The sequence below is a fragment of the Pseudomonadales bacterium genome (assembly GCA_024234615.1).
Classification (GTDB): domain Bacteria; phylum Pseudomonadota; class Gammaproteobacteria; order Pseudomonadales; family IMCC2047; genus JAJFKB01.
On record JACKNY010000001.1, the window covers coordinates 2,009,047 to 2,026,570 of the forward strand.

A 17,524-nucleotide genomic window follows, 5' to 3' on the forward strand; every position below is an offset into this window, starting at 1 on the left:
TAATGAAGTATGAGGGAACACAATAGTTATGCTGATGTTTCTATGTGTCCTGAAATGGTCATCTGGTTACTCCCAGCCTAATCTTCGAATTAGCAACCAGTGCGTGCGTGGCTTCAGCAATAACCCTCTCCTCGTTGGTTGGTATAACCAACACGTCGACTTTGGAGTTCGGGCTGCTAATCCTGCTAGCGTTGGCGTCATTTGCAGCGTGATCAAGCTCAACGCCAAGCCAGGTCAAATGATCACAAATCAGTTGGCGCACCACGGCGGCGTTTTCTCCAATGCCGGCGGTAAACACAATGCTGTCGAGCCCCTGTAATGCGATGATCAGTGCGCCAAGTTCACAGGCAGCACGATAACAGAACAGATCAATCGCTTCACGGGCACGGGGGTCTGAACTTTCCCGTAGTACCTGCATGTTATTGCTGATACCGGACACGCCGAGTAAACCGGACTGGTGATAGAGCAGGTGCTGCACCTCGTCGACACTCATGCCTTGATTTTGCAGCAAGTACAATACAACTCCGGCATCGAGCGAACCACAGCGTTGCCCCATCATCAGCCCATCTAGCGCAGTAAAGCCCATACTACTGGCAATACTGCGGCGTTGTTTCAGTGCGCACATGCTGGCGCCGTTACCCAGATGGGCCACCACGACCCGGCCATCAGCCCGCGCACCAAGATAATCCGGTAACTGGCTGGCTATGTATTGATAGGAAATACCATGAAAGCCGTACCGGATCACACCCTCTTCGCTTAACGCCCGTGGCAGGGCAAACAGCTGTGCAAGGCGCGGCTGGCTGCGGTGAAAACTGGTATCAAAACAAGCGACCTGGGCGAGCCCGGGAGCCCAGTCGGAAATGGCCCTGATCGCCGCCAGATTGTGGGGTTGGTGCAGCGGAGCAAGTGATGCCAGCTGTTCCAGTTCCTCCACAACCTCTGTACTGATCACAACCGGGCCAGTGAAGTTACGGCCACCATGAACCACTCGATGGCCGACGGCAACGAGCCGGGTTCCCTGATCATGACGCTTAAGCCAATCCAGAAATCGAAGCGTCAACTCGCCATGGGTGGCAGATTTTTCAATCGTCCCCAGACCGCTCTCTGCCAGAGCATTCCCCCTGGAATCACTAACAATAAATTCCGGGGCGCGTCCGATACTTGTAATCTTGCCACTAATCAGCGGTGGCTGACCAATCCCCATCGAAGCATAGAGCGCAAACTTGATGCTGGATGAACCGGCGTTAAGTACCAGGATAGTGTCAGTCATGATCTCATTTTCATCGTATTATCAATGTAAAGCTGCGCCAGCGCACAGGAGGCCAACCGTGAAAGCGTACCGTCTGCCCGGCTGGTCAGGATAATCGGCACCCGGGCACCCAGCACGATACCGGCAGAATCCGCACCAGCCAGATAGACCAGCTGTTTTGCGATCATGTTGCCGGCTTCAAGATCCGGTGCCACCAGAATATCGGCATCACCGGCAACAGCAGAGACAATGCCCTTGGTCTCAGCGGCTGTTTTTGAAATAGCATTGTCAAAGGCAAGCGGTCCGTCGAGCATACCACCAGTGATTTACCCGCGATCAGCCATTTTGCACAGTGCGGCGGCGTCCACAGTGGAAGCTATTTTAGGATGTACCGTCTCTGTCCCGTCCTAAAATACGTTGACGGTTTTGATTAAGCCGGTTGCCATTCGCAACCGGCTTTTTTATGCACTTCTTCTGGTGTTTTCATGCCAAGGCTCAAGTGCGGCCTCAATCGATTATAGGTGTCGATGGATTCTGCCACTAACACCCTTAGATCTTCAAACGTTTTACAGCGATAAAGTAAAAACTCCTGTTTTAAAATGCCGTTGACGCGTTCAGCCAATGCATTCTGATAACAATCATAACCATCCGTCATCGAAGGCTGAATATGATGCTTAATATCCACCATACCCTCAAGAACAAGGATACGAAGGCGCTCATCTTCCAGTTCTTTTTCCAGGCGTTTGATTTGTTGTGCGGGAGTTTCTTTGGATTGGCTCATGGGTAACTCAGTGGGGATTGACCAATCTAATTTACCATGTTTTCTAAGCCAAACCAGTACCGTGCTCCGCCCCTGGATACCGTAGGCCTTCTGAGCCTGTTTATAGGTCATTTCGCCTTTTTCTATCTGCTCAACCACCGCCAATTTAAAGCCCAGATTATAATCACGCTGAGTGCGTTTTCGACCGGAAGGGGGAGTATTAGTCATATTAAAGTCCTCAATGTGTAAACACATTTCAGGACGAGACACCGGATTAATACTGTCATACCTATAAGCATTATTTTAACGTACCGTCAAAATACGGGCGTAGCGTGGCGGACGCAGGGAACAAGCCAAAAGGCATCTGGAGGCCTACAGACTGGCTCCGGGCATCGCTCGAATTATCCCGGACTATGCTGTTTTCGTGGTTTTTTCAATGCCTCAAAACCGATGATTACATCCATCAGTTCGGTGGTGATGTCGGTTTGCCGTACCGATCTTAATTCACCCTGCACATCTTCAATGCGTTCATCCACCGACTGTTCGGCCTGCTGCATCAGCGCCAGCCGAGCAGAATTTTCGGTGACCATGGCTTCTGCCGAAGCGCGGAAGACGCTAGCAAAGATATGGCTGCGAATCAGTGATGACAGCAAGGTGTCCGCAGCCATGCTGTAGTCTGGCAACGAGCGTGAATCCCAGTGTTTCTCCCGCTGCAGCAACTCAGGTTCGAGTGGCAGAAGCCTGAGAGTCACCGGTTCACGCAGGCCTTGATCGCCGCGTTGGGTAAACGCCAGAGTAACGGCTAGATGATGCAGCGGTTGGCCCTGACTGAAATGATCGATCCGGGTGACGATATCGCCGGCAAGGCGGCCGATGCCTTCGGCAGATGCTGGCGGTAACAGGATGGCTGCGGGCGTCAGGCCCTGATCATCCAGAGCATCGTTCATCTGCGCACCAATGCAGAGTAGGCATTGTTTACTGGTGGTTTGTACCTGGAAATGTTGCTTTACCACCTCCGCAAGAATCTCGTTGTAATTGCCACAGAGGCCATGATCAGAGCCGAACACAATGGTCAGATGCTCAAGCGCGTCATCCTGGCGCAGAGCGATCTCGCCGGTTCGGTATGCGAAGGCAGCGAACCCCTGGAGTATGGTCTGGTGAAAGGCTTCGATCGCACGGGCGGCGTGCTCATAGGGTGCAGCATTAATCGCAGACAGGGTTTTCATGGTGTGGACAATACCACGAATGCTGGTCAGAGTGTCGCTGTGTCGGGAAAGCGTCTCAAGCGTCTGGGCCATGGCTGACCTCGTCTGGATTGGAGGTGGTGGCAGAACGACTTGCAGCAAGCGCATTGCGTGCGGTCGTGATAATCAGCGCCCGGTCTTCCTCGTTCAATCCTTTGTTATCACTGATACGTTCGTCGATGACCTGTAACTGATTCTGCACAGCGGCACGAATGCGGACCATGATATCGGTCAGTTGTTGCTCTGACAAAGCATCGAATAGACCTTCAAGTGCCGCAATCAAAACCGCCAGTTGCTCCGCGGCGGGCATCGGATCACGCTCGGCCTGGCGCAGTGCGGTGCGAACGGCTGCACCCCGGGTGAGGCGCGCGCGCGTGACGTCATCCAGTCGTGTGCCGAAGCGCGCAAAATCCTCCAGCTCTTCAAACTGAGACAGCGTAACCCGCAGGTTACCGGCCACTTCCCGCAGAGCCCGGCTTTGAGCTTTACCGCCTACCCGAGAGACAGACAAACCCAGATCAACGGCCGGAAACTGGTTTTTACGCACCAGCCGTGGCGACAGGTAAATCTGGCCATCCGTAATGGAGATCAGGTTGGTGGGAATATAAGCCGCGAGATTCTCGGCCTGGGTTTCCACCACCGGTAAAGCGGTAATCGAACCGCCGCCAGCTTCCTGGGTAAACTGGCCAGCCCGCTCCAGCAGGCGGGCATGAACGTAAAAGATATCACCGGGAAAAGCCTCACGCCCTGGTGGCCGGCGCAACAGCAGTGACAGCTCACGGTAGGAGCGAGCGTGGTGCGTCAGGTCATCAAAAATCACCAGCACATCCCGACCCTGATCGGAAAAATACTCGGCCATAGCCATAGCGGCATAAGGCGCGATATAGGCCAACCCCGGGGTCTCTTCATCACCGGCTGACATTACCACGCTACGGGCCATCATGTTGCCTTTTTTCAGCGCGGCAATTACCCGGGAAACGGCATCGCCACGCTGACCAATGGCGCAATAGATACAGGTAACTTCTGAGCGCGCCTGATTGAGTATAGTGTCTATAGCGAGGGAGGTTTTACCGCTCTGACGATCACCGATGATCAGCTCACGTTGGCCCAGGCCCACGGGTACAGCGGCATCGATAGCCTTGATGCCGGTTGCCAGCGGTCGGAAAATGGCTGAGCGACTGAGAATGCCCGGCGCTTCCGCCTCAATGGGGTGCTCGGCCACTGCCGCGATAGCCCCCAGTCCGTCTCTCGGGCGGCCCATGGCATCGACCACGCGCCCCAGCAGTGCGGCACCAACCGGCACACTTACCACCTTACGTGTGCGGCGGACATCCTCGCCCAGGGTAATGAGCTCGGAAGGCCCCAGCAGGATCACACCAAGTCGGCCAGGCTCCAGATCCAGCACTATGCCGCGCACGCCGCTCTCAAACACCAGCAGCTCATCCGCCAGTGCTCGGGCAAGGCCGGTAACGATCACAACACCGTCACCCACTTCAGTCACTTTGCCGACTTCTGTCACTACCGGGGTGGGCGCAGGCGTTGCCAGCAGGGCCTCCCGCCATACCTCGAATTGCTCGGCTGAAGGCGTTTCGATCATCATGTTTTACCCAGCTTTTTTGTGTACATTCGGGTTTACCCCTCAGCGGACTGAATCCGCCCGGAAGCACCGGCAGCCATGCGTTCGCTTAACAGCGCATCGAACTCTTCGGTGTAGCTGTCGACTGTCCAGGCTACCTGAGCTCCGCCAACCCGGAGGACCAGTCCCGGCGCCTGCTTGGAATCGGTTTCACAGCGCAGGGTCATACCTGGCAACAGGCTTTTGATATCGGCCTGCAGCAGTGCCTGTGCCGCTTCCGGCAAACTATCGCGGGTGGTCGCTACCGCCTCTGTGCTGTCACCAGCGGCACCTGCAAGCTCGCTCGCAATCGGACGCAGTCGCGTGCTGACATGACGAACGATGGCTTCTTCCAGTGATTCATCCGCGAGATCGCGCAGCGCTTTGCGGGTCAGCTCCAGCAGAGTCTCTTCTCCGGCTCGCTGTAGTTGTGTGGTGAACTTCTGGCGCTCACGCTCAAGATGTTTGTGCCAGTCTTTCTGCTCTTGCTCAAGTTTGGCGCGGGCATCGGCCAGTAATGTATCACGCTGGTTTTCCGAATCTCGGAGCGCCCGTGCTATCACGGCATCCTGGTCAGACAGCAGCTGTTTTTGCTGCTGGAGATATGTCGCTTCGGCCGCCTGCGCTTTTTTCTCTGCCTCTCCGGCTTCGGCCATACGGCGGGTTATTTCAGCTTCGCGGGCATCAATGCCATCAAGGATCGGGCGGTAAAGAAAGCGTTTAAGCAGCCAGACCAGCACCAGGAAGTTGGCGATCTGCGCGATAACAGTAACCCAGTCAATGGACATGATCTGTTCTAGCCTCCTGCGGTAGCCTGCATTGCGTCCCAGAATGGATTGGCGAAAATGAGAATCATGGCCACTACAAAACAGTAAATGGCAGTGGATTCAATCATCGCCAGACTCACAAATAGCGTCCGGGACAAGGTCGGGGCTGCATCCGGTTGCTGGGCGATGGCGGCAATCGCGGCTGCGGCTGCCCGTCCCTCGCCTAGAGCGGGGCCAATAGCGCCGATGGCGATGGTAAAGCCTGCGGTAAAAATCGAAATGGCCGCAATCATGGCAAGATCGGTCATGGTTTATCCTCGTGCTGTGGAGATGAAGGGTTTGGGTCTGCCGTAGCAGATGAGATGTAAACGGTAGCAAGATTGGCGAAGATGTACGCTTGGATCATGCCGGTTAATAATCCAAGCATGTCCATGACCACCGGGAAGAAAAACGGTGCGACAGTAAGCAGTATGGCTGCGATAACGGCACCGCTCATCACGTTACCGTAAAGGCGAATGGCCAGTGATATGCCCCGGGAGAATTCACCGATGATATTGAATGGCAGCATGATGACCGATGGCTCAATAAAGGTCTTTAGGTAGTGCCCTACGCCACCGCTGGCAATCCCGAACACCGGCACTGCTACCAGTACAGACAACGCTAGTGCAACGGTAGTAGATAACGAAGAGGTGGGTGGCGAAAACCCCGGTATGACCAGCATTAAGTTTGCGAATGCGATAAACAGGAACAGTGTGCCGGCAAAGTACATCACGTGGCGTGCTGAGTTCCGGGTTACCTCTTCGATTTGGTCTTGAATCAGCTTCACGACCACTTCCAGCGCCGTGCGCCAGCGGTTTGGCGGTACATCAGCGCGCAGGTTACGGGTAATCAGCATGGAAATTCCCACCAGCAGCGCCATCACGATCCAGGTGTTGACAATGGTGGCGTTGACTTCCCAGCCTGCCAGCGTGAAAACAATAATATCATCGGGGGTAAGTTGCATTATACGCCCTCCTCGGTGGCGGTGACGGGCGTTCTTTTTACTCTGGCCCAGAGTACAGCAACCAGCCGAACCAGGAAAAACGCAAGCGCGTAGCCGGCCACTGCCCAGCTACTTTCAGTAGCAGCGGTTACCAGAAAACCAACAGCCAGCAATATCGTAATCCGGCATAAAGAGCTGGCCATCAGCCAGAGCCCTGGCTGATCAGAGCCCAAGGCACGTTGCATCCCCCAAGCCAGCCCCATAAAGAATAACGTGCTGACGGATAAACCCAATGAAAATCCCAGCAGTAGTGCTTGCCAATCTACCGTTATCACCCTTTATCTCCCTTGTGATTCGGCCCTTCTTTGTCGATCCAGTTCCAGGCAATAATGCCACCGACGACTACGCCGCCCAGGATCAAAGCAATGGGCCAGGAAAAGTTCTGTGGCACCACCCTGTTCAGCCATAATCCCAGGAATGCACCACCCACTGTAGGCACTGCGATCGACCAGCCGATAATCCCGAAAGCGCCCAGTCCCCGCAGAGGGCTTACGTCGGGCTCACTGAGCGCACGTTTCATGCGCTCGGCACTGCGGCGAATGTGTTCTGCAGAGCGATCATTTTTCGAGCTCATATCGTTGGTTTTCGCAAGTCGCCAAAACGCCGGACTATGCCCGCTTCAAGCCGTGACAGCGCCGACCGGGCTACCCGCTCTTCTTCATCAACTTCGATAAACGCGTCCTGTATGGTTTCGTTCAGAGAATCGAGATCCTGGCCTTGAACACCGCGGCGTATTGCGATGTCTACCTGATGGCCTTTTTTCATCAGCACGCCCTCGTCAACGCCAAAAAATAGTTCCGTGCCATCTGTTGCTGTGAGAATCAGCACCGAGGGCACCAGCGCTGTAACGAAGTCGGTATGATTTGGTAGCATGCCGAAAGCGCCGTTCTGGGCAGTGGCAAATAATCGATGCACGTCGCCTTCAAACAGCTTGTGGGTTGGCAGCCGCAGCGTTACCTGCATGGTGTCGGCAAGACTCATGATTGTTTCTCCAGATCCTTCAGCGAACCAATCATGTAATAGTCGGTTTCGTTATCGTGGAATTCGGTCTGGTTCAGGATAGTTTCGCAGCCATCCAGAGTGTCTTTGATGGACACGCGCCTGCCGCTGTCGCCAGTCAGCGCACCAACGGTGAAAAACGGTTGTGTGAGAAAGCGTTCAAGCCGCCGCGCCCGGGCCACGGTGGTGCGGTCTACGGCTGATAACTCCTCCATGCCCAGCATCGCAATAATGTCACGCAGATCTTCGTACTCGGCCAGGGTGCGCCGTACGGCCCGGGCAATGTCGTAATGGCGCTGGCCAACAATGGCAGGTGTCAGCATCACGGAGGCGGAGCCAAGCGGGTCGACTGCAGGGTAGAGGCCTTCACTGGCGCGCTTGCGCGAAAGTACTACAGAGGCCGAAAGATGCGAGAAAATATGTGCTGCTGCGGGGTCGGTGAAATCATCCGCCGGCACATAGACGGCCTGAATGGAGGTGATCGCTCCGTTACGGGTAGAGGTGATGCGCTCTTGCAGTGTGGCCAGTTCGGTGGCCAGTGTGGGTTGGTAGCCAACCCGGGAAGGCATACGCCCCATTAGCCCTGAGACCTCCGAGCCCGCCTGTACGAAGCGGAAAATATTGTCGATAAGCAACAGCACATCCTGCTGCTGGTCGTCACGGAAATACTCCGCCATAGTAAGCGCGGTTTTACCCACCAGAAACCGTACACCCGGGGCTTCGTTCATCTGCCCGAACAGCATGACCGTTTTGTCCCGCACACCGGCGTCGCCCATCTCGCGATACAGCTCCTCAGCTTCTCGCGAGCGTTCACCAATACCGCAGAACAGGCTGACGCCTTGATAGTGCTGAACCGTGTTGTTGATCAGTTCGGTGATCAACACGGTTTTGCCTACCCCGGCGCCGCCGAACAGCCCGGTTTTGCCGCCGCGTTCGATGGGCGATAATAAATCGATCGCCTTGATACCAGTTTCCAGAATGCCGCTGTGTATCACCCGATCTTGCAGCGCCGGAGCGGGCTGATGAATGGAGCGTCGCACCGTGGTGGCAGGGGCCGGTTTACCATCAATGGGTTCACCAAACACGTTGAGCATCCGCCCCAGCACAGCATCGCCCACCGGTACCTGAATCGGCGCACCGGTAGTCAGCACAGGCATTCCCAGTCCAAGCCCACGCACAGGTGCCAGTGCCATGCAGCGAACTGCTCCATTCTCGAGCAACGAGGTGACTTCCAGTGCCAGAGTACCGGCGCGGATAAGATCGTGAATGCGAGGAGAGGTTGTCGGAAACTTTACATCGACAACGCCGCCACGAATTCCCACGATCTGTCCAACATCATTTTTGCCAGCGTCCAGTATCAGATCCGGATTGTTAGCGCTGGAACCGTAAGCGACCTGACGAGACATAATAATGTGCCTGAACAGATTAAGTTATTAAATAATACAGTGGGTTACTGACAAAGCAATTTAAGGGTTCTTACGCTCTTATCCGGAACTATCCGCAGTGACGAAATGCTACCAGACCTCGCCCCCCTTTTCACCCGTTAAACGCCGAAAGGTTGAAGTCAATTTTAGCGGCAGCGGTTAGTTCCGGATAAGTATGCGGAGGTCAACCTGAAGTTCTGATAGAGGCTTTATCGGAAAAGTTGATATTTGTCATTACCTACCACCTACCGAAAGATTTTAATAAGCTAAGGTGCCTTTGATTAATCAACTGGACAAGGAATCTCTTTATGAACGACCTAAAAGTTTATCCCGTCTGGGATGCCAGTGTACGCTGGTTTCATTGGCTCAATCTGTTATGTATTCTGGGACTGATCGCCGTCGGTGTTGCTATTCTTAACGATAAGGCGCTCGGCGTTACTAACGACGGTAAAATTCTGCTAAAAACCGTACATGTCTGGATTGGTTATGTGTTTGCGCTAAATCTGTTGTGGCGACTGATTTGGGCTTTCATTGGTGGAGCGCATGCGCGCTGGCGCGCGATTCTGCCTGGCGGGAGTGGTTACTTAACGGAGTTAGGTCGCTATATCTCCGATTTTATTGCGGGTCGGCCGCGCCAATTTATCGGACACAATCCGCTTGGCCGAATTGCAGTTACCTGTCTACTCCTCATGTTGGTGATACAGGCCATCACTGGTCTGGTACTGACGGGCACGGATCTGTTTTATCCGCCCATCGGTTCATGGATCGCAAACTGGGTAGCCGCCGCAGAAGTTGATCCGGCGCTGTTGCTTCCCTATGCGCCGGAAACCTATGACAAGGTCGCTTACGAAGCGATGCGCGCCTTTCGCAAACCCTTCATTACCGTTCATTATTACGGTTTCTATGTGCTGCTTATATTCGCTGTGATTCATATTCTAGCAGTGGTGGTGACTGAGTTACGCGAGGGCGGCAGCCTGGTATCTGCAATGTTTTCCGGTCGAAAGATACTGAGTGAAAAGCCAGCGGATAATGCTGAACGATAGGATGTTTATTGAGACGGAATCAGGTATAGATCAGGATTACCGGGCTTCCCTCGCCTACACTGCTGAGACGGATAGCCTGATGCTATGACAACTGCGGGATTGTTATCTAATGAATAATCTGTTGATTTTTCTATTAATTTTCCTCACTACGACCATTGAAATAAATAGCAGCCAAGCAGAGCCTAGCCACTTGCATCGAATTGAAGGCCCGTTCGAACAAGGCTCAGATGTCACCCGCGCTTGCCTTAAATGCCACAAACAGGAAGCTACTGATTTTATCAAGGACGTTCACTGGACCTGGTCCGCCGAGCATTATATCCCTGCCCACAAGGCAACTGTCGCTCTAGGTAAAAAAAACAGCATCAACAATTTTTGTATAGCTGTGTCTTCCAATTGGGCGGGATGCACCAGTTGTCATACCGGATATGGTTGGAAAAATGCAGCCTTTGATTTTAACAATATTGAAAATATAGACTGTCTCGTCTGCCACGACACCACTGAGCTCTACAGCAAAGATCCGAAAGGGGCCGGCATCCCAACCGCAGGGGTTGACCTGGAAAAAGTCGCTAAACATGTAGGTCGTACGAGCAGAAAAACCTGTGGCTCCTGCCACTTTTTTGGCGGTGGTGGCGACCATATCAAACATGGCGATCTTGATACTTCGCTAATCAATCCGTCACGGGACTATGATGTTCACATGGGTGTGGATGGCTTGGATATGTCTTGCCAATCCTGCCATCAGACAAAGCGCCATCAGATTCCCGGACAGGCTATGTCGGTATCAACCGGGGCGGGTAAACGCGTCGAGTGTGCGGGCTGTCACAGCGGTAAACCCCATAACCGTTCAACGCTAGACCAGCATGCCCTTAGCGTGGCCTGTCAGACTTGTCATATTCCGAGCTTCGCAAAGGATCAGCCGACAAAAATTTGGGGCGATTGGTCCAGCGCTGGTGCAGATCGTAAACCGGAAAAAGACCAATACGGTATGGATCTTTACGCAAAAAACAAGGGCGAAATCAAGTGGGGAAAAAACATCACACCTGTCTACGCATGGTACAACGGCAGTTCAAATCGCTACATCCTTGGCGATAAAATTGATCCCAATCAACCTGTTTATTTGTCCCGTCCCATCGGCACAATCAAGGATGTGGATGCCAGAATCTTTCCTTTCAAAGTGATGGAGGGCAAGCAGCCCTATGATGCCCTTAACCAATACCTGGTGGTGCCAAATTTAGTCGGTGGGTATTGGCAACACTTCGATTGGAACAAAGCCATCACCGATGGTATGGCGACCGTGGCTCTGCCCTACAGCGGTAAACACGACTTTATCCAAACGAAAATGTATTGGCAGATTACTCATATGGTTGTTCCTAAAGAGCAATCGCTTGAGTGCCATGATTGTCACGCAGAAAAAGGACGACTCAATTGGAAAGCTCTCGGATATGAGGGCGATCCAAGGAAATTCGGCAGCAGAGAACTGGAATAGCGCTAAACCGTGAAAAGCCAAGGCATCCACGACAGCTAAACATTTACCGTCTCAGACTCAGCCGCCTGCTTGATAAAACCCAAATCTTCCATGATGGCATACATGGCCGGCAGCACCAGCATGATCAATAATGTTGATGTCAGCATGCCAAACACGATACTGGTGACAAGCGGCACCAGGATAAGCGCCTGACTGCTGGTTTCAAACAGTAATGGAGCCATGCCCGCAACAGTAGTAACGGAGGTCAGGAATATCGCCCGAAATCGATCCAGTACCGCTTGCTGTGCAGCCTCGTGAAACACCAGTCCTTCCTCGGCCCGAATTTTGACAAATTCCACCAGCAAGATAGAGTCGTTGACCACCACGCCCGCAAGGGAAACAAAACCGATCATGCTAGGCAGGGTAAAGTCCAACCCCATCAGCAAATGCCCCCAGATCGCACCAATGAGGGCGAGCGGAATATTGGTCATTACAATAAGCGGTTCGCGGTAATTACCAAACTGCAGGCTGAGCAAGAGAAAAACGCCAAAGGCTCCCAACCCGAACCCCCGCAATATGGATTGTTGTGTTTCCGTGCCGTTTTCCACTTCGCCTTTGAAGGTAAAGGTAATATCCGGGTAGCGTTCCTGCACAGTGGCCAGAAAGTGTTTTTGTAAACCGGTAATGACCTCGCCAGTGTTGGCAAGCTCTGAATCCACGTCGCCGTAGATATTGACGGTGCGCTGATGATTGATGCGCCCGATTCGGGAAAACTCCCGCTCCTCTCTAATCTCGGCGATACTGGATAGGGGAATTTCACGACTATTTTTGGCAAACACTTTGAAGTTGTCGAAATCACGCAGCTCGTGCGGTTGCTGGCTATCCAGCTTCGCCACTATTTCATAGGCTTCTCGTCCGCGATAAATCTCGCTAATCTCCACTTCAAGGTAGGCTGAACGCAGCTGTGATGCAACGCTGCGCGAATCCACTCCGGCAGCCAGCGCACCGGGTTTCAGTTTGATGCTGTACTGGGGTTTGCCCGGACGCAGGTCATCCAACAGGTTATAGACGCCACGATAGCCACGTAGCCAGTTCTGTACCTCCCAGGATGCGCTGGAAAGCCGCTCTAAATCCTGACCACTTAATCGGATATGGATCGCGCGGCCGGCTGGTCCTGATCGGGGTTCTTTGTATTGAATACTCAGCACATCGGGTAACGAACCGGTGTTTTTCTGCCATAACTGAATCAGCGATGAAATCTTGGTTTTACGTGATTCAGTATTGAGCAGATCGATACTCAGGGTGGCTAAATGTGTGCCATTTTCCGGTACATCCGCATGCTGACCATAGCTTAGCTGTATATTTTTCACCAGTGGCTGGGACTCCGTTTCGCTCAGCGTCGTATTGGTTTGTTGCAACGCATCCAGCAATTTGTCCACTACTCTTTCCGTTTCCAACAAGGGTGTGCCTTGCGCAAGTAACACTCGGGCTTCCAGCGTATTTCCTTCCAGGTCAGGAAAGGCTTTAAATTTTATGGTTCCTGTCGCCATCAGACCGATCGAAAAAATAAGCATTGCCAGCGCGATACTCACCGTCAGGTAGCGATACTTAATAGCGAAATGAGCGGCATTGCCCACTTTGTGGGTCAAGCGCTGAAAACGCGCTTCAAACTGTTCGCGCCATTTCGCTGGAGCCTTTTCCCGCTGATGTGTCAGCGTATGTTTCAGGTGGTGCGGTAAGACCAAAAAAGCCTCAATCAAACTAATGGTTAACACCGATAGCAAGACGACGGGTAATACTCCCAACACTTGACCCAAGTCGCCTTTCATTAGCAGCAGGCTGCCAAATAGAAAGGCGGATGTGAGATAGGAGGAAAAAACACCACGAAAAACCTTGCGGGTGCCATCAATGGCGGCATCGAGCGGCGCTTTGCCTTTACGGTATTCCTGATCGATATTTTCAGACAGGACGATGGCGTCATCCATTAATATCCCTATCGCCATCAGCAAGGCGACCATTGAGATCATATTGATGCTCACACCGAACACGACCATCAGTGCCAGACCACCTAAAAAGGAGACCGGCAACCCCAGGGCAATCCAGAAAGTATAGCGCCAGGAGAAAAACAGCAAGAGCATCGCGGTTGCCAAGATCAGCCCCTGCCAACCGTTCGTTATGAGCAGGTTTAAACGATCCCGCACCGAGGTAGAGGTGTCATTGACCAGCGTTAACCTTGTCCCCTCGGGAAGTATCCTGTTCTCCCGATGCACAAACTCAGTCAGAGCATCGGCCACTTTCAAGGTGTCATCGATGGTATTTTTACTAATCTTCAGCAGTGCCGCCGGCTTACCGTTTAGCTCAATGCGGTCCTCTGCTTTTTCAAATTTATCCTCAATTCTGGCAATATCACCCAAACTGATTTCACCCCTTTCCGGGGTGCTGAGAATTACCAGTTTGGCCAGTTCCTCAGCTGTTCTGCGGGTATTATCAAAGTGAATCTGATAGTAGGTTTGCGTAGATTCCAGGGTGCCAGCGGGCAAATCCAGTGCCTGAGCTGCGATCAGCTTGGCGACATCCTCGACACCTAAGCCATACTTTTGTTGAATATCTGGGCGTATCAATACCTGCAGTTGATGGTCTGAGAAACCATCCATGCTCACAATGGGGATCTCAGGCATGCTGATCAGGCGGTCACGGTAGTGTTCCGCCAAGGCTTTTAATTCGGGCGTCGTTAAGTTATCCGAAGTGATCGCAATATTAGCCACCGGGTTAATTCTGCCCAGCTGTTGAATAACCGGATCTTCACTCTGCTCCGGGAAGTTTTGGATGGCATCGATGGCAGTCTTAATATCATCGGTGAAGGTTCGTATATCGCCGGCCTCCTGCATCTCCAAGGTGAAAATTGCCAGATTGTCGCGAGCATCGCATTCCTGCTCGTTTAAAAAACTGATGCCATCGGTGGCGTCCTCGAGCGGATTACAAATACCGTCTTCGACGTCGATCGGACTGGCGCCAGGGTAAGCGACCGTGACCTGCACCCTACTCGGTTTCAATAGTGGGAAGGATTCTTTGTTCAGTTCGCTGAGCGAATAAAAACCAATAGCGATGATCGCTATCATCAGGATATTACTGAGCGTGGGGTGCTTGGTAAAAAAGCGGATCATTCCGCGGAACCTTCGATTACTGCTTCAGCTGCCGCTTTTCTCTCATTCTGATTAGCTGTCTCGGTAGGTTCCTGGTTTTCCTCAATCTGATCGAGCACGCGCAGTTTGGCATGGGCATTTCCGCGCGCCTGTTGCGCCAACTGCCTTTCATAATCAGTCGCAACGACAGGGGCAAGCGGTAACCCTTCAATCACCGGAATCACATCTGTGATGATAATTTTTTCACCCTCCGCTAGACCTTGATCAATCACCACCAAAGGGCCCTGCTTATGAAGAATGCTAACGGGGCGAATTTCCAGTCGATTATCGGCATTGGCCACATAAACACGCCCCTGGTGCAGGGCCTTTCTTGGAATGACTAACATCTCGCGCAATGGCGAGGAAAACTCAACGGCAGCATACATGCCTTTTAACAGGGGCGGGCGGATACCGGGAATCACATCCTGGTAAGGATTATTCACCACCACGACCAGCCCTATGGTATCCCGATCGGGATCAATTGACTCACCGATCCGCAGCAACTCGCCGCGCCACGTTGCTTGGTTCCAGTCGTTCTTAACCAAACTGACCTGTGCCTGTAATTGAATTTTTGACACAATCGTCTCAAACGCGGCCGGGGTTTGTAGATTAATTTGGCGTTGCTCAAGCTCCATGACCAGCGGATAAAATTGGCTAATGGGCAGCTGCGCATTAATTTCTACCGCCTGTGTGCCCAAGGCTTCAAACAGCTGATTGCCGATCGCGACAAATTCATCCTGTTCGACCGACACCTTGCCGATACGTGCATCGAAGGGTAAACGAATTTCGGTTCGACCCAGGGTATCCTGACTCTGCGCCAGCTGTGTTTTGGCCTGCTGAATTTGGGACTTTGTCGCGGACTTACGGCTGCTAAAACTGGCTAGCTTTCCCTGTAACTCTTCCACCTGCTGGCGCAGCTGTAATACCTTTTGCTCTTCCGCATCGACGGCTGAACGAGCAATCAGTCGTTTATCCCAGATTTGCAGCAACCGCGCCAACTCCTTTTCACCGTTTTGCAAATTTAGCTTGGCAATGTCGAGCGAGCGTCGCGTACTTAACTCTTCCACTTCCAATTGCTTGAAGAATGACTGATTGCCTTCTAATCCCGCCTTGCTTTGCGCCAATGTAAATTCGAAGGTAGTCGGCTCGATGCTTAATACCAACGTACCTTTGGGCAGGCTCGCGCCCTGTTTCAACGCAGGATGAATATAGCTGACCTTCCCGCTCACCTCGGTCTTTGCCTTTAACAAAACCGCAGGCTCAACATTACCATAGCCGATGGCACGACTACTGAAAGGTAATTTCTGAACCCTAATCACTTCTACGCTACGTGTGGGGAATGATGACTGCTCATGCTCAATCGGCGGCCTTGTCATTACCTGATACAACACAAACAGCAGGGCTGCCAGCACGATAACGGCTGGAATGAGCGGTTTTTGTAATAACTGTTTCACAGGCTGGACCGAATCCCTCGCAGATAGATTTCAAACACACCCGGCGCATCACGAGCAATCCGCTCCACCTCTCCAGCCAGCAGCGACTGCATAATTAAGCCCTGCAACGTACCGATAAATACGATCACCGCAGAGGCGGTTTCAACCTCTGAATCAATGACCCCATCGGCTTTGCCCTGCTCCATCAAGACGGTTAATCGACCAGCGTATTTTTTAAGCAGAGTGCACACCATTCGTTTCGCTGCGGTGTTCTCGGCACGTTGCAACTCCCCAAACAAAATACGGGGGACACCCGGATGTGCTGAGACAAACCCGACATGCGCCATGAATATTGCTTCCAGCTTCGGAACCACACCAACAGCCTGTTTGGCCGCCTTGTCTATTCTGGCCAACAAGCGCTCAGCCACCCACTCCATGACTGCCTGCAAAATAGCTTCTTTATTGGCGAAATGACGAAACAGCGACCCCTGCGTCAATCCCATGCGTTTGGCAATGGCGGCCGTGGTGATATCGTTTGGATTCTGCTCCGATGCCAACTCCACAACGGTTTCAACAGTGATGGTGCGGCGCTCCTGCGCTGGAAGATGTTTACCATGAACGGACATAATACCCTCAAGCATGTTAGCAATTAATTACTATCGTCATATTCTGAGCTAAGTATGTCAATAATTTTATTAGATCATATGAACTGAATCATATAATGGGCGTTCTCTCCTTAGATCATAGTTCACCCCATGCATAGGGTTACATTGATGGCATCGATTGTTGAGTTACTTAGTCTTCTCTAAAGAATCGATACAGAGGGGCACTTTGATCGTTAAAAAATTGAGTAACAGTGACCGATCTGCGCGAAGGCTGTCACTTGGTATCCGCGATATTTTCCGATCGAAAAGTACTGAGTAAAAAGCCTGCCACTATCACTCAAACTGAATGGTCAGCAAGCTAACCTTTACAATAAGTTTGAAGGAATAGAAAGAGTTCAAGAAAATAGTTCGCGTTTTAAATAAATCGTCTTAGTGCACCTCATAATATCGGTTCAGTTCTTGCCCATCTAAACTGAATTCAACGTGAATCACGCCTTTTGAGGTAGTAGTATTAAGCTCCAAACCACTATGCCTGAATATATCCAACATATTTTCATTATCCAGTAGCACATCTGCTTCCAAATTAAGAATTCCCTGATCCCGTGCAATAGTGACTATTCTTTCAAATAATATTGTACCAACACCCAAGCTCTGAAAATCATCGTCTACAGCAAAAGCTAACTCGGCGGCTCTTTT

The 17,524-nt window shown here is 52.2% G+C and carries 17 protein-coding genes and 1 pseudogene; 2 read left to right on the forward strand and 16 right to left on the reverse strand.

The window, feature by feature from the left end:
- Positions 1 to 58: 58 nt before the first annotated feature.
- From H6995_09075 to H6995_09130, 12 genes and pseudogenes are all read right to left on the reverse strand, one after another.
- Positions 59 to 1,270 carry an acetate/propionate family kinase gene (locus H6995_09075; protein MCP5215146.1) on the reverse strand — a complete coding sequence of 404 codons (1,212 nt, stop codon included), beginning with the start codon at positions 1,268 to 1,270 and terminating at the stop codon, positions 59 to 61.
- Positions 1,267 to 1,647: pseudogene (locus H6995_09080) on the reverse strand (enoyl-CoA hydratase). Before H6995_09080 ends, H6995_09075 begins: the two are co-directional and overlap by 4 nt.
- Positions 1,648 to 1,679: 32 nt before the next feature.
- A complete protein-coding gene (locus H6995_09085) occupies positions 1,680 to 2,237 on the reverse strand; it encodes a transposase (protein ID MCP5215147.1) in 558 nt (185 codons plus the stop codon).
- Positions 2,238 to 2,410: 173 nt separating this feature from the next.
- Positions 2,411 to 3,307: a F0F1 ATP synthase subunit gamma gene (locus H6995_09090; GenBank protein MCP5215148.1), complete on the reverse strand. Its 897-nt coding sequence runs from the start codon at positions 3,305 to 3,307 to the stop codon at positions 2,411 to 2,413.
- A complete protein-coding gene (locus tag H6995_09095; GenBank protein ID MCP5215149.1) occupies positions 3,291 to 4,853 on the reverse strand; it encodes a F0F1 ATP synthase subunit alpha in 1,563 nt (520 codons plus the stop codon). The genes H6995_09090 and H6995_09095 overlap by 17 nt, the downstream gene beginning before the upstream one ends.
- 32 nt (positions 4,854 to 4,885) lie before the next feature.
- Positions 4,886 to 5,656 (reverse strand): F0F1 ATP synthase subunit B, encoded by a 771-nt coding sequence (locus tag H6995_09100; protein ID MCP5215150.1) that lies wholly within the window; start codon positions 5,654 to 5,656, stop codon positions 4,886 to 4,888.
- Between the two features lie 8 nt (positions 5,657 to 5,664).
- Positions 5,665 to 5,943, reverse strand: coding sequence for a F0F1 ATP synthase subunit C (locus H6995_09105; protein MCP5215151.1), 279 nt, complete (start codon positions 5,941 to 5,943; stop codon positions 5,665 to 5,667).
- Complete coding sequence (locus tag H6995_09110) at positions 5,940 to 6,638, reverse strand: F0F1 ATP synthase subunit A (protein MCP5215152.1); 699 nt, start codon at positions 6,636 to 6,638, stop codon at positions 5,940 to 5,942. Before H6995_09110 ends, H6995_09105 begins: the two co-directional genes overlap by 4 nt.
- Positions 6,638 to 6,949 (reverse strand): ATP synthase subunit AtpR, encoded by a 312-nt coding sequence (locus H6995_09115; protein ID MCP5215153.1) that lies wholly within the window; start codon positions 6,947 to 6,949, stop codon positions 6,638 to 6,640. The genes H6995_09110 and H6995_09115 overlap by 1 nt, the downstream gene beginning before the upstream one ends.
- Complete coding sequence (locus H6995_09120) at positions 6,949 to 7,251, reverse strand: AtpZ/AtpI family protein (GenBank protein ID MCP5215154.1); 303 nt, start codon at positions 7,249 to 7,251, stop codon at positions 6,949 to 6,951. The genes H6995_09115 and H6995_09120 overlap by 1 nt, the downstream gene beginning before the upstream one ends.
- On the reverse strand, positions 7,248 to 7,658 hold the full coding sequence (locus tag H6995_09125; protein ID MCP5215155.1) for an ATPase: 411 nt from the start codon (positions 7,656 to 7,658) through the stop codon (positions 7,248 to 7,250). The genes H6995_09120 and H6995_09125 overlap by 4 nt, the downstream gene beginning before the upstream one ends.
- A complete protein-coding gene (locus tag H6995_09130) occupies positions 7,655 to 9,082 on the reverse strand; it encodes a F0F1 ATP synthase subunit beta (GenBank protein MCP5215156.1) in 1,428 nt (475 codons plus the stop codon). The genes H6995_09125 and H6995_09130 overlap by 4 nt, the downstream gene beginning before the upstream one ends.
- A gap of 326 nt (positions 9,083 to 9,408) precedes the next feature.
- On the opposite strand from H6995_09130, the gene H6995_09135 reads away from it, so the two are divergent.
- Positions 9,409 to 10,143 carry a cytochrome b/b6 domain-containing protein gene (locus H6995_09135; protein MCP5215157.1) on the forward strand — a complete coding sequence of 245 codons (735 nt, stop codon included), beginning with the start codon at positions 9,409 to 9,411 and terminating at the stop codon, positions 10,141 to 10,143.
- A gap of 109 nt (positions 10,144 to 10,252) precedes the next feature.
- Entirely contained in the window at positions 10,253 to 11,629 is a 1,377-nt protein-coding gene (locus H6995_09140; GenBank protein MCP5215158.1) for a tetrathionate reductase family octaheme c-type cytochrome, read from the forward strand.
- 35 nt (positions 11,630 to 11,664) lie between these two features.
- On the opposite strand, the gene H6995_09145 is transcribed toward H6995_09140, so the two are convergent.
- The 4 genes from H6995_09145 to H6995_09160 form a co-directional block, all read right to left on the reverse strand.
- The gene (locus H6995_09145; protein ID MCP5215159.1) at positions 11,665 to 14,772 is read right to left on the reverse strand and encodes an efflux RND transporter permease subunit; all 3,108 of its coding nucleotides are present in this window, start codon (positions 14,770 to 14,772) and stop codon (positions 11,665 to 11,667) included.
- Positions 14,769 to 16,244 (reverse strand): HlyD family secretion protein, encoded by a 1,476-nt coding sequence (locus tag H6995_09150; GenBank protein MCP5215160.1) that lies wholly within the window; start codon positions 16,242 to 16,244, stop codon positions 14,769 to 14,771. The genes H6995_09145 and H6995_09150 overlap by 4 nt, the downstream gene beginning before the upstream one ends.
- Positions 16,241 to 16,849 carry a TetR/AcrR family transcriptional regulator gene (locus H6995_09155; protein ID MCP5215161.1) on the reverse strand — a complete coding sequence of 203 codons (609 nt, stop codon included), beginning with the start codon at positions 16,847 to 16,849 and terminating at the stop codon, positions 16,241 to 16,243. The genes H6995_09150 and H6995_09155 overlap by 4 nt, the downstream gene beginning before the upstream one ends.
- A gap of 408 nt (positions 16,850 to 17,257) precedes the next feature.
- A partial coding sequence (locus H6995_09160) for a GNAT family N-acetyltransferase (protein ID MCP5215162.1) occupies positions 17,258 to 17,524 on the reverse strand: 267 nt, incomplete at its 5' end.